The sequence below is a fragment of the Gemmatimonadota bacterium genome (genome assembly GCA_022560615.1).
GTDB lineage: Bacteria > Gemmatimonadota > Gemmatimonadetes > Longimicrobiales > Gaopeijiaceae > UBA1138.
Window position 1 is genome coordinate 12,550 of record JADFSR010000023.1, and the last position, 12,395, is coordinate 24,944.

The 12,395-nt window shown below is 63.8% G+C and carries 10 protein-coding genes and 2 pseudogenes; 4 read left to right on the forward strand and 8 right to left on the reverse strand.

Features of this window, described 5'->3' with window-relative positions; genetic code table 11:
- Positions 1-145 precede the first annotated feature (145 nt).
- Entirely contained in the window at positions 146-349 is a 204-nt protein-coding gene (locus IIB36_13300; GenBank protein MCH7532717.1) for a hypothetical protein, read from the forward strand.
- Here the strand turns inward: IIB36_13300 and IIB36_13305 are convergent.
- The 3 genes from IIB36_13305 to IIB36_13315 form a co-directional block, all read right to left on the reverse strand.
- Positions 321-686, reverse strand: a complete 366-nt coding sequence (locus IIB36_13305) for a transposase (protein MCH7532718.1) — start codon at positions 684-686, stop codon at positions 321-323. The genes IIB36_13300 and IIB36_13305 overlap by 29 nt on opposite strands.
- 301 nt (positions 687-987) lie before the next feature.
- Positions 988-1,689, reverse strand: coding sequence for a helix-turn-helix domain-containing protein (locus IIB36_13310; protein MCH7532719.1), 702 nt, complete (start codon positions 1,687-1,689; stop codon positions 988-990).
- 94 nt (positions 1,690-1,783) lie between these two features.
- Positions 1,784-2,872: a DUF3179 domain-containing protein gene (locus IIB36_13315; protein MCH7532720.1), complete on the reverse strand. Its 1,089-nt coding sequence runs from the start codon at positions 2,870-2,872 to the stop codon at positions 1,784-1,786.
- 124 nt (positions 2,873-2,996) lie between these two features.
- Between IIB36_13315 and IIB36_13320 the strand changes: the two genes are divergently transcribed.
- From IIB36_13320 to IIB36_13330, 3 genes and pseudogenes are all read left to right on the forward strand, one after another.
- Entirely contained in the window at positions 2,997-3,335 is a 339-nt protein-coding gene (locus IIB36_13320) for a phage portal protein (GenBank protein ID MCH7532721.1), read from the forward strand.
- A gap of 740 nt (positions 3,336-4,075) precedes the next feature.
- Positions 4,076-4,645, forward strand: a pseudogene (locus tag IIB36_13325) (TolC family protein).
- 208 nt (positions 4,646-4,853) lie between these two features.
- Positions 4,854-5,762, forward strand: a complete 909-nt coding sequence (locus IIB36_13330) for a transposase (protein MCH7532722.1) — start codon at positions 4,854-4,856, stop codon at positions 5,760-5,762.
- A gap of 48 nt (positions 5,763-5,810) precedes the next feature.
- Here the strand turns inward: IIB36_13330 and IIB36_13335 are convergent, their stop codons facing one another.
- From IIB36_13335 to IIB36_13355, 5 genes and pseudogenes are all read right to left on the reverse strand, one after another.
- Positions 5,811-5,990, reverse strand: a complete 180-nt coding sequence (locus IIB36_13335; GenBank protein MCH7532723.1) for a hypothetical protein — start codon at positions 5,988-5,990, stop codon at positions 5,811-5,813.
- A gap of 807 nt (positions 5,991-6,797) precedes the next feature.
- Positions 6,798-7,559 (reverse strand): carboxypeptidase regulatory-like domain-containing protein, encoded by a 762-nt coding sequence (locus IIB36_13340; GenBank protein ID MCH7532724.1) that lies wholly within the window; start codon positions 7,557-7,559, stop codon positions 6,798-6,800.
- A gap of 50 nt (positions 7,560-7,609) precedes the next feature.
- Positions 7,610-9,256, reverse strand: a complete 1,647-nt coding sequence (locus tag IIB36_13345) for a carboxypeptidase regulatory-like domain-containing protein (GenBank protein ID MCH7532725.1) — start codon at positions 9,254-9,256, stop codon at positions 7,610-7,612.
- Between the two features lie 1,475 nt (positions 9,257-10,731).
- Positions 10,732-11,049, reverse strand: a pseudogene (locus tag IIB36_13350) (transposase).
- 131 nt (positions 11,050-11,180) lie between these two features.
- Positions 11,181-12,341: a hypothetical protein gene (locus tag IIB36_13355; protein ID MCH7532726.1), complete on the reverse strand. Its 1,161-nt coding sequence runs from the start codon at positions 12,339-12,341 to the stop codon at positions 11,181-11,183.
- Positions 12,342-12,395 lie beyond the last annotated feature (54 nt).

The window sequence follows — 12,395 nt, forward strand, 5'->3', positions numbered from 1 at the left end:
CGGGCCACCTCGTCCTCGCGTCCGGCGGCATGAAGGACGTTGCAGGCCGTGAGCTCTGCGATAGGCTTATCGCTGCCTTGTATCGCCTGACCGACGTGTGCGAGACGACGTCGAGGGCCCCGATGTGCACGATCTGCGCAAGTTAATGTCCTCAGTCATCCCGTCGCTGAAGTACTCGTTCTCCGACGAGTCGCTCATGTTCGCGAAGGGGAGTACGGCGATGGAGGTGAGCGGCGCGGACACGGCCTGGGACGTCTCCGCGGAGACGTTTGGGACACCCGGCGCGGTGGCCGTCCTGTTCCAATATTCGATCGACCCATTCAAGCGGCTTTTCGATAGTAATGGCTGAGGATTCCTCCCAGCCGTTCCTGTCGAACGACAGGCCCTAGGGCGGGTTCTGGAACCCCCTCGATCGGCCGGTTGCCGAGGCCTTGGTGGCACCGCTCCAACTGATAATGCTCCAGGTAGTTCGCAATCGCTCGCCGTAGGTGCTGCTCACCGAGCATGACCATCCGGTCGAGGCACTCCGACTTGATCGAGAGGACGAAGCGCTCCGCGTAGGCATTCAGATTCGGACTCTTCGCAGGCAATCGCACATGCGCCACGCCCGCGTAGCGGAGGATTTCGTGGAAGCCTCGTGTGTAAAGCGGGTCCCGGTCATGGATGAGAAACCGCTTTCCTCTCAAGAAGCCGCTTAGCAGGTCGCTGAAAAAGTACAGTGGGCCGCGCACATGGTGCTTGCGCGCGTTCAGGCAAGGAACGACGAGGAGTCGTAGCAGGGCTACGGCGACGAGGAGAGACGATGGATCAACCGCGCAACCGCCATGTGCCCAACACCAAACGTGACAATATCTTACGTGTTTGTGGGTTGCGGTGGCACGGCCCCATCTCCGTCGTTGGAGCTCCTATCCGTAGCGACGGCTATGGCGTCGTCGCTCCGCCTAGGATATGAGGCCGTGGCACCGCAACGCGGCCCGCTGTACTTCTTCAGCGACCTGCTAGGTCGTCGATCAGGTTCCGGGCCACCTGTCGCATCCACAGCCCGTTGGGAGCCGGCGCGATTCCGGCGATCTCCACGCGCCTGCTCGACAGATCGATGACGAAGAACACCAGGTACCGCACCAGCCCCACCCTGGTCCAGACCTCGACCGTGAAGAAGTCGGCCGCAGCGATCGCTTCCCAATGCGCCTTCAGGAACTTCGACCATGGCATGTGCGGCAGCCGCTCCGGTGCGGGCCCGATCCCACACTCCTTCAGAATCCGCCGTACTGTTGATCGCGAGACCCGATGTCCCAGCTTCGACAGCTCCCCGACGATTCGCGTACAACCCCAGCTCTCGTTCTCACTCGCCATGCGCACCGTGAGTGTGCGGATCTCGGTCGCTATGTGAGGTCGGCCCGGGCCTCGCACTGCGCTTCCGTCGTACTTCCTCGCGATCAGCTCCCGATGCCAACGCAGAATCGTGTCCGGTGTCACGATCGGTTCGAATTCTCTCAGCACGCGGCGTCCGAGCGCATGGCCCTTCGCGGCCAGTCTCCTCCGCTGGTCATCGTTGAAGCGCAGGCGCTTGTTGCCGTGCAGCTCGCGAAGCACTCGGTTCTCTTCCTTCAGGTATGCATTGACGGCTCGGTGCTGCTCGTTCACCCAGCCCGCGAGCATCATCACGAACATCTGCAAAGGCGTGTTCAATATCCCTCAACTCGTCGGTTCCAAAATGCGCCATGTCGACCGAGAATGGCGTGGAGGGGGCAACCTAATCCCCTGCAAGCTCACGGATTAACGATCAGCCTGGGTTTTGGAACAGGACGCCATCGGGCTGGAAGTGTCGCCATGCGAACCAGAAGAGCACGTAGGCGTCCTCGCGCGTGCTCAGACGCTCACCGTCCATGGGTCCAGCGATCGCCGAACCGTCGATCGTCCATGTCGAACCAGTCCCCGCGTCGACCCAGGTCCCGTTCTCGGCGGCGCTGAAGGTCAGCGTCTGACCCCCGACCCGTGCGTCGAAGGCGAGCGCGGTCTCTCCATCACGCGCTTCGTAGAAGACCACCGTGGGTATGCCCCCGACCAACTCGTTTACGACGGAGGTCTCGCCCATCTCTGCGAGCTCGCCGAACGGATATCCGCGCCCGCCCTCGCCGATCCGGATCGCGAGCACACGCTCCTTCATGGGACGCGAACGGTCCACGCCCATCGGGAAGAGTAGTTGGGAGTTCGTGATCTCGTCGTAGGAGCCGTACGGGTACACACGATAGTTTCGCCCGAAGTCCGTATTCTCGCTGACGACTTTCGTGTCCCGGTGTAGCTGCTTCCAGCGGCCCCAGCTCATCTCCTGAACGGATCGCAGGCTGACCGACTCATCGAGGAACACGCCACACTTCCCTTCCACCGAGAGCTGGGGGCCGTACACGCCGCCAGTGATGCGGTCGAAGAGCACGAGGTTGTTCGCGAACAACAGCCCGGACACGCCGAGCTCGAGCCGCTCGCCATTGGCGAAGGGATCGAAGACGAGCCCCGAGCCCGTGAGTGGGCAGAAGGTCGCGGAGATCCACGTGTCCCCAATGCGATCGTTCACGATCTCGTGATGCCAGAGGATGTTGTGCGGATAAGCACGAGCCTCACCGTTGACCACGACCCCGAGCACGCGGTCGAAGTCGAAGAGGTACTGCGCCTCCGGCGCGTCAGGGGAGACCATCTCAGGTAGCGTCAGCGCCGGGATGGCATCTGGAGGAAGGCTGGCGACCAGAAGGTCAGGATCAAGGGAACAGAGAGGAAGCTCGTCCGGATCGGCCAGCAGCGGCAGGTCGTTTCCACAACCGCCGACCGCAGCTGCCGCGAAGAGCACGGCCATGAGTCCGAGGACGCGTGTCTTCATTATCACCCCACTTTGGCGTCATGTCTGCACTTCTGGCCTAACCCGGTTGGTGCCCCGTGGGTTCCCGTTGGCTAACGGTCCTTCTCGGGCCGGCGCGGTTCATCAGGCCCCGAGATCGACCGCGATGTATGTGCGGGCTGGCATCGAGATCCGAATGGGTATCGAGATGGACGCGAACGGTCGCCGGCTCGCGTACCATGTCTTCACGCGCCATCCGTCCGAGGGCTTGGGCCGCGAGCGCACGCATGTGCCGGCCGCCGAGATCATCCACTTCTTCGTCCGGTACCGGCCCGGCCAGACGCGCGGCTATAGCCTGTTCGCTCCGGTCCTCACGACGCTGAAGATGGTCGACGGCCTGACGGACGCTGAGCTCGTCGCGAGCCGGCTCGCGGCGGCGAAGATGGGCTTCATCAAGAACATCAGCCCTGAGGCGGTCGCTGTCGTACCTAACGCGGACCGGTGATGTCGGCGAAGCGAACTACAGCTCGATGCGCGCCGGACAGCTGCCTGAGCGCGACCACTGGCGCTGCATCCAGGTCGGACTGGCGAGCAAGGTCCACCGTCGGGTCTATCTCAGCTGGATAGCCGGGCCGCGCCAGTGACCGATGAGTCATCTATGAGTGATGCTTACTGATGCCAGCAGTAAGGGCCTGCAGGTGATCCTGGACGACGCTGCATATCGCGAGGTGAGCCGGGCTGTTGGCGGAAGGGAACTGAGCGCGTGCACACGGACATGGAGCGGCGCGTATCGGACGTGCGGTCGCCCGCTCGACCATGGCAGCGCCCGGGTCTCAGGGCACGCTCCACCATGGCGACCCCGGCTCAGCGCCTTCCCCGATACCGACACACCCCGGCGCGTACGCCTGACTGGGCCGGCTCCCAGTACGTCTACCGACCGCGCCGGCCTACCACCACCCCCGCGGCGGCGACGATGATTCTCGGTGCGCTCCAGTTTAGAGCCTTTATGGCACACATCACGGGGCATGCCCCCTCCGGGTCCTCAGATGATGGCTATGTCGAGGCTCTCGCGGACCTGCTGACCCACGGGCTCGCGCCGGAGGAAGGCCAGTGAGATTCCTAGCGCCTCGCGCCATCCTCCTCCTGTCCCTCGCCGCTCCAGCCGGGACCGTTGCACAGGATCGACCGTGGTGGGAGGCTTTGGGCGACGACACGCTGGGAGCGTTGATCGAAGAGGCGCTTTTGATGAGCCCTGACCTCGCCGCCGCTGTCCAGCGCATCGCTCAGGCTGAGGCTTCTTCCATCCGTTTCCGAGCCCCGCTCTTGCCCACGCTGAGCATCGACGCCCTGGGATCGGTGGCTCCCCTGAGTGGGCTGGGGTTTCAGTTTGGCGGATTGCCGATCGGTGGTGACCCCACCGGTGCCCGGCCGTCCCTCTTCTACACGGGGTCCGGCAGGTTCACGGCGCGATACAACCTCACGTCCTTGGGCGCGGATTATCGCCTCTTGGAGTCGAGTCGTTTCCGGGCCCTTGTGAGCCGCGGAGACGGCGACGCCGTCGCGGTGGCCCTGGCCACTCAGGTGGCCGAGGCATACTTGGACGCGGTGTCCGCCCGAGAGCAGCGGGCGATCATCGAGCAGCAGGTTACGGCTAGCCAACAGCTCGCCGATGTCACGCTCCTCCGCTATCAAAGCGGCCAGGCGACCGCACTCGACGTGCTCCAGCAGCGGCAGCAACTTGCCACCGCGAAGGCCAATCTTCCGCTGACGCAGGCGTCCCTGCGGGTTGCGCTCGAGCGACTCCACGCCCTTCTCGCTCGGGATGCAGAAGCGTCCCTGCCAGAGGTCCCAGAGCGGCTGCCCACCGTGCCCGTCGCCGACCCAACCATCCGGTCCGGTGCGCCAGTGGCCACGTCTTCGATTTTCGATCGTCCCGATGTCCGGGGAGCCGATGCCAGGCTCCAGGCATCGCTTCGCGATGCCTCGGGCGCACGATGGAGCGGCAATGAGGAGGCCAGGTGCCATGGCGGACAGGATGCTGGAGATCCTGATGGCAGGCGTGAGCACGCGGAAGTACGGTGCGGTGATCGGCGAAATGGCCGACACGGTGGGCGTGAGCAAGTCGGCGGTGAGCCGCGAGACGATCGAAGCGTCGGAGCGCGTGCTGAAGGAGTTGATGGAGAGACGCCTCGACGCGTGGGATCTGTTGGTGATCTACCTCGACGGCATCCAATTCGGTGCGCACCATGTACTTGCGGCCGTGGGCGTGGACACGGACGGCAAGAAGCATGTGCTGGGGATGCGGCAGGGAGCGAGCGAGAACACCGAGGTGACCACCACCCTGCTCCAGGACCTGGTCGAGCGTGGCCTGGATCCGGAGCGCCGGCGACTGTTCGTGATCGATGGCTCGAGGGCACTGAGGAAAGCCATCACTCAGGTGTTTGGCGCGGAGCACTTGGTCCAGAGATGCAGGAATCACAAGCTCAGGAATGTCATCGGGCACCTGCCGAAGGGCGAGCACCCACAGGTGAAGGCCGCGATCCGTGCGGCGTGGAAGCTCGACGCGAAGGACGGCACCCAGAAGCTCGAACAGCTGGCGCGGTGGCTCGAACGCGATCAGCCGTCGGTGGCGGCAAGCCTCCGTGAGGGTCTGCATGAGATGTTCACGATCAACCGGCTTGGATTACCACCTCGGCTGAGGAAGTGCCTCGGCACCACGAATGTCATCGACAGCACCCACTCAGGCGTGAGGCAGAAGACCCGCAGGGTCACGAACTGGAAGAATGGCGCGATGGCCTTGAGATGGGCAGCAGCCTCCTTCGTCGAGACCGAGAAGAGCTACCGACGTATCGTCGGCTTCGATCAACTCCGGATGCTCAAAGCTCATCTCGATGATCGCGAGCCGGTTGCCGAAATGAAGATGGCAGGTTAATCACGATAGCCTCGGAGCCACCACCTTCAACTGAGATCGTTGGTCCGGCTAGCGGCTTACCGCGAACTGTGCCCTAGCCGTTACCCCCAGCTCCTGGATCTCGAAGGCCAGGCGGTAGGGCCCTACGCGGTCCGCCATCTCAGGTGTGACCGTGAAACTCCAGCGAATCATCGCCATCTGACCTGGAATCACGAAGAGTGTTGGATTGAGGAGGATTACTTCGCTCACGAGCAAATCCGCCCCCTCTCGAGTATAGCTGAGCGGAGTGGCAAGCGTCACTCTGTAACTCGTGACCCGAACTCTTGAGTCTGCGACACTCGCGAGGTCGAACTCACCAGTGATTCGTTCACCGACGCGCACCGAGGACCGCTGAACGCCAGCAGGTTCGGCTCCAGCGCCGAGTAGCCGGATCTGGGGGCCGCGGGCTGAAGCGCAGGAGCAGGCTACCAACGCAAAGAAGAAGAGCCATGCCCGGTTTTTCAGCGATGCCATACGCAGTCCGAGGATGAAGTCTCACCATTCTGTATTCGGAGCGGTCTGCGGCGCATGACAACGGGAGGTCCAGGGTGGGTCCGATCTCCGTAACCAAAGCGTCGGCGGTCCCCGAGTACGCCGGGATTACCGAACGGAGCAAGCGCGATGGTGCGGATCAGATCGCCTCCCCCAAGGATCGACACGCGGAGCAAGCGGGAGTCGTCGACCAGAAGCATATCGTTGTCCGCAACTGTCACCGAATGAAGATTGCGGAACTCCCCAGGCCGTCTCCAACACCGGCACGGACCCACTCGACGGTCCCATCCGCGGCGGCGCAACCAGTTCTTGTGTCCTTCCGCCGTCGGCCACTGCGGCTCTTCCGTCCGGGAAGAGTGCCCCTGCCACGATCGTCTCGAACGACCGCTCGGTCGCGGCCCACCAGGCGCTCCCGACGTGGGCGCCTCCACTTACTAGACGCTCGACCCTCGCGGATCGTGCAGCGCGTAGTGCCCGGGCTACGGACGCTTGCTGGTCTGGGCGCTGTGGCCGAATTGCCGGAGGTCATCGCTTCGTCCAGAAGAGGAGCACACCGCACTGGTCTCCACTCCTCGTGATGTTGTACTCGACCGGAACCTCTGCGGGACTCCGGTAGGCCTCGACTGCTTCCACAGTCTCGAGCGGCACGACGCCCGACAGTGAGATGCCGTCCAAATGATCATACCTGACCCGTACGCCGTCGACGAAGACCACGGGGGAGCACAAGTAGCCGCCGCCAGTCCCTGCATTACGCATCACAACCATGTCGCCGAGATAGGACAGGGGTCCGTCGGCCAGTCGCACGACCATGCCCGGGACGCTGTGAAAGAGCTGTTCGGTGTTCCGCGCCACGGACTTCTCAATCTCGTACGGCGTGATGAAGTGGCCGAGGCCACGCTGGTAGCGACGCACGAAGCCGTTTCGAATGAGCCTGTGTTGCTGAACCGGCCGGTCGAGCATCACCAGGATCTCGTCGAGGGGCAGTGGCTCGGGTGGCAGGCGGAACTCAACGGTAAGCTCTCCGCCCATGCCGACGTCGAAGATGCCGTCCACGGTCTCGCGATACCCCAGCGCCGAGCCCAGAAGTAGGAAACTTCCCGGTTCCGGGGAGGTGACCGAGAAGTACCCCCGCTCGTCCGTGACCGTGTAGGTGACTGAGTCGCCCGCTTCGGCGAACATGATGACGAGCCCGATGTTGATGGGCTGGCCGTTCTCGACGTCGAGGAGGCGGCCCCTGATCGTCTGCGCGGAAGCGGGCGAGACCAGCACGGCGGTAGCTGGGGTCAAGACCATCGCCAGAGCGAGGAGGCCGCGAGCTCGTCGGCGTGTGAAAACCTTCACCGCTCTGGTCGATCCCGGATGACTCTGACCGTGTGTTCCCGGGCCCCACCGATTTCCATGATCTTCAAAGTGTCACCCTCGGTCTCTACTCCTTCGTAGACGACCACCACTGTGAGGAGCTCTCTTTCTGGAAGCCGGCACACGCGGTAGACCCCTTCTTCGTCGGTCGTCGTCTGCACTCCGAACATCCCCCGGTCGATGACGGAGGCCCCACCCGGTCGGAACTCGTATCGATACGAGAGGACGCGCACGACCGCCCCGGGGAGCGGCTCGTCCGTCACGGCATCGCGCACCCAGCCCACCAGGATCCCCGTCCCTTTCGCCTGCGGGGGCAAGTTCTCCCACTCCGGACCGACCATGCGCACCTCGCTGCACACATCGGTCAGAACGCTCGCCGCCGAGGGCATATCGAACTCGACGTGGGTCATCTCGCCGTTGAACACCGCAGGCGTGAGCGGCTCCGGCGAGTAGCCGTAGGCCTCGAGCCGGGGATCGACGAATCGTACTCGATAGATCCCTTCGACGAGGCCGGAGATTTCGAACCACCCAGCGGAGTCGGTGACGACCTCCTGAGCCGCTCCCACGATGTCGACGCGAACGCCCTCGAGGGCGCTTCCGAGACTATCCCGCACTACGCCCTCGATGCCTCCCGTTCCCCGATGCCTCAGCGCGCGTCCAGCGCCCTGCACGTCGAGCACCATCCCACCGGCTTCGCGGAAGCCCACCACGTACCGCCGCCGTCCGCCCCTGAAGCCGTCCGTCTGCAGTGCGACCCGCGGCATCCTGATCCACCACTCGGGCACGATCCAGCCGCCCTCGGGCATGCGTTGGAATTCGACGCGTCCTCCGATCTCGTCCGAGCGGATGTCGGGGTCCAGGTTCGCGTAGCGATACTCGAGCCACCGAAGCTCGGAGCTCGCGGGGTCGAGCCAGAGCGTCCCGGCGACGTCGATGATACGACGTCTTTCGCTCGTCGGCTCGAACGCCAGACCGATCAGTCCGGCTGTTTCACCTCTCTCGCCGCGTCTCAATCGAAAGCAGTGCGAGTCGAGAAAGACATCGGACAGTAGGACATTCGCGTCCGGCGCGAAGTACAGGTCCACGCCACCCGAGGGTTCCACGAAGCCCCTGTCGATGAGCTCCTCGGCCGGCCTGCTCCTGAAGGGCGAACGCATGTTGGCCTCACGCCGGGACTGATTCTCCCTCCGGATCACCCGCGTATTCCGATCCAGGTCACGCTCGTAGAGCATGGTCTGATAGCGATACAGTCTTTGCTCGTCGGTGAACACCGCGGTAGCGAGCGCCTTTCGGGCCTCATCCCAGACCTGGGCCGTGAGCAGTCCTTCCGCGGGACGCACCCGGCACCGCTCGTCCACTGCTACGGCGATGCCCTCGAGTCGGATAGGCCGCGCGTCTAAGCGGATCTCCTCATGGAGTGTCGCGCCGACCCGAGCCTCGAGCAGATTGCTCTCTCCCGTAGCCATCCCGATCATCTCCGCTCGCACGCGGTAGCTTCCGGCGGGGAAGCGGAGGAACAGCACGCGCCCCCGCTCGTCGGTGAGTGCTGTCCGTACGACGGCTCCGCTGTCGTCGAGCAGGTAGACGAGAGCGCCAACGACCGGCTGGGAGGTCTCGCGACTCAAGACTTGTGTCGAGACCGTTTGGGCTCCGACGGGCGATCCGGCCAGGAGGAGCCACGCCAGGGCGCCGGTTACTTCCGGCCCGCTGGCCCGACGTCTGCAGCCTGGTCTGATCGATCTAAATAGTCGCACAGGGAGCCTCCCACTGAGAGAGATACGGTGCGCCGTCGCGTTCCTTACCTGCTCAGTACCTGCTCAGTCGTCAACTGTTGGGGGCAAAAGACCCGTCCCGATTGGCACGAGGGACGGTATTGCTGTCGCACCTCCCTGAGCATATCGGACTTCGGAAGCCGATTCGCGTGCGCCTGAGCCTGCCTTCGCCCCAGGCCGGAAAACTTCTTCCATTCGAAGACGCCTCCCGCCCGCGAACCGTGCAATGAAGTTCGACCCCGAGGGTGGCCGCCACGCCCGACGCGAGACTGACAGCGATCTCCGTTTAGGTGGATACACGCATAGTCCTGGAGGGCCGCGACGAGTGACCCGCGACTGCTTGCTAGTCTGGCGCCTTGGCCGGAGTTGCCGGAGGTCAGTGCTTCGTCCAGAACAGGAGCACGCCACACTGGTCTCCGCTCCTCGTGATGTTGTACTCGACGGGAACCTCCGCAGGACTCCAGTAAGCCTCGACTGCTTCCGTCGGTTGTGGTCTGCACTCCGCACGGTCTGCCTCCCACTGCAGAGAGGTACGGGCCCCCGTCACGTTCTTCCTGCTTGTGGACGACCAACCCCATGTGAGTGGCGCGAGGGACGATATCGTCGCCCTCCTCTCACTATCCGTTTACGAGCTACGGCTCTGCCCGCTTATATCTTCCAGTATAGTCAAGAAGAGCACTGACGGTTCCGACCGGCCACCGCAGGCCCCATGGACGCTGATCGGGGCGGTTTTTGGCTGCTCCGACCCGAGCCGGAAACTTTCTCTCAATCTTGCACCAAGCCCTCCCCCGAGGGGCCTGTAGTTTCTGGTCGAAGGGCAAAGTACAGGCCCCCGGGGTGTGATCGCTTATTGCGGCAGCAGGTCTGCCAGCAATGGAATGGATAGCCGATTCAACCGCCCTATCGACGCGGGAGGCGTGGTAGGTCGGGGAATGGGATGGGACGCGGAGCGAGGGTCGGGCGAGTCGGGTTGATAGCCGTCGCCGCGCGAGACGTGCGCGGGGCTCGGATGATGGAGTGGGACGGGGGGATGCTCAGACGGGCGGATGGAGGTGGCCGAATGGCTCAGCTTGTCCGGGCAGACAGCGGGAGGCGGACCCTCAGGGGTCGAACTCGTCCGGCGGCGACTGGTCGAAGACGAAGTCTGGGATGGGCTCGGCCTCAGTGGGATCGAAGGCCGGGGTCTGGTCGAGGAGGAGATCTCCGACCACGCTTCGCGCGGTGCCCCGGGCCGCGCGCGGGCGAGATGGGCGGAGGTGCGTGTGGGAGCTCCAGGTGTAGAAGAATCGCCGTGACGACGGGCGGGTCGGTGAGGAAGGAGAGGATCCTCATGGGGCCACCACAAGCGGGACAGAGCAGCGGCAACACCTCGTAGATGCGAGCGAGCAGCACGGCCCAAGACCCACCTTCGGTGGGTGCCCGCGAGCGGGGTTGGTGGGGCGAGCCGGCTCAGCATCGAGGGAGGGCTGCGGCCTTGGGCTCGTGCCTGTTGGGCTCGGGAGCTGAGCGCCGAGTGTCTCGGCGTCGGGTCTGCCGATGTAGGTGACGGCGGTACGGAGTTTGGCATTCGGCGCGAGAACGCCGTGATACCGGTGGCGGTGGACGCGTGGGGGTGTGACGAAACGAGCTAGCCGCTCGAGAAGCTGGCTACGTCAAGCGACCATGTCGCCGGGCAACCCCTTTTTGCACGTGATCTTGATATCGGGGACCCGCTGAGCAATTACGGTTGGTCGAGCTTCTTCGCGCCAACCGAAGGGCCATCCTACGAGCGCGGATATTATCTCGACCGATTGAGTTGGTACACAACGACTGACGGGACGTCGAAGTCGTCGCGGCTCAGTCCTGCGACATAGTTGTCACCGGCAGCCATCAGCCTGAATCCGGAAGGGAGCACGATATCTGAGAGCAATGCGCCATCCCGGTTGTACACCGACCACACCGTCTCGCCACGCGGCGTCGCATGCCGGACGAGACCACCAAGGGACCATTCCAAGGGACCAACCCAAAGCTCGGATGCTGCACCCGCAACGAACCGACCAAAAGAGGCGAACTCGTCAGCGAACTCAATCTCCCTTCTACGGCGCCTCTTGGCCTCCGCGCTCATACGCGTATTTCGAGCGTCGATGCGTGCGAAATGGGCTTCACGGTCGTCCTGCATAACCCCAGAAGACTCCCAGACTTCCCGAACGATCTGGTGGAGTGGCTCACCGGCTTGTGTAAAGCACTCGATCAGATACTTGTCCGGGAAGCCGACGCAGAACTGGTCACCCTGCGGGCCGAGGGCGGCCACCGGCCCGAAGACCAGGCCGCGGGGGCGTTCACTGCCTCGCCGCGTGGCGAGGCCGTATCTGTACCTCATGATCTGTCGAGGCTCCCCTCCGGTCACTGCAACTACTCTCATCCACACCGTAGTCCGTCCGGGGGGAACATCCGAGACGGATTCAACCACATACGTCAACTCGGTTCCGTCATCGAAAGACCCCGTTCTATTCAAACGACGACCCATCGCCGAGATCACTGGTGGGGTCCTGCCGAGAAAAGTCCCATCGAGGCCGAACCGTGAAGCCCAGCCCCTCGCGTCCACCGCGATTAGCTCGGCGCCACTCCCGAACAGATCCCATATCCGGTTGATTTCGCCCGGGCCCTGGCCGCTTCCACCCACCGTCTTGAGGTGTCGCCCGGTCGTCGCGTCAAAGAAGCGGATCTCGTCCGATCCCAGATCGCCGATGACCAACGACCCATCGGGTGTCAGGACGACACCCGCAACGTCTTCGAACCACTCCTGGGGATCGTCTCCGTCCCCAATCCGGACAAGCTCGGGCCCGACGCTCCACCGTAAGGAAGGCGCGCCGTCCGGCAACTGCCCGGAAAGGTCGATTGGTGAACCCGCCGCAAGGAGTGTGAACGCGAACAAGATGGCGGGTGGACTGAACTTCATTGGGTTCTCCTGACAGGGATTAGCCATACAGCGGATCTTGGTCGTCTGCAAGCG

What these genes read in the sequence shown, in the direction of transcription:
- IIB36_13330 (MCH7532722.1), top strand. Translation starts at nt 4,854, where the DNA reads ATGGCGGACAGGATGCTGGAGATCCTGATGGCAGGCGTGAGCACGCGG.
- IIB36_13355 (MCH7532726.1), bottom strand. Translation starts at nt 12,341, where the DNA reads ATGAAGTTCAGTCCACCCGCCATCTTGTTCGCGTTCACACTCCTTGCG.
- IIB36_13300 (MCH7532717.1), top strand. Translation starts at nt 146, where the DNA reads ATGTCCTCAGTCATCCCGTCGCTGAAGTACTCGTTCTCCGACGAGTCG.
- IIB36_13315 (MCH7532720.1), bottom strand. Translation starts at nt 2,872, where the DNA reads ATGAAGACACGCGTCCTCGGACTCATGGCCGTGCTCTTCGCGGCAGCT.
- IIB36_13320 (MCH7532721.1), top strand. Translation starts at nt 2,997, where the DNA reads ATGTATGTGCGGGCTGGCATCGAGATCCGAATGGGTATCGAGATGGAC.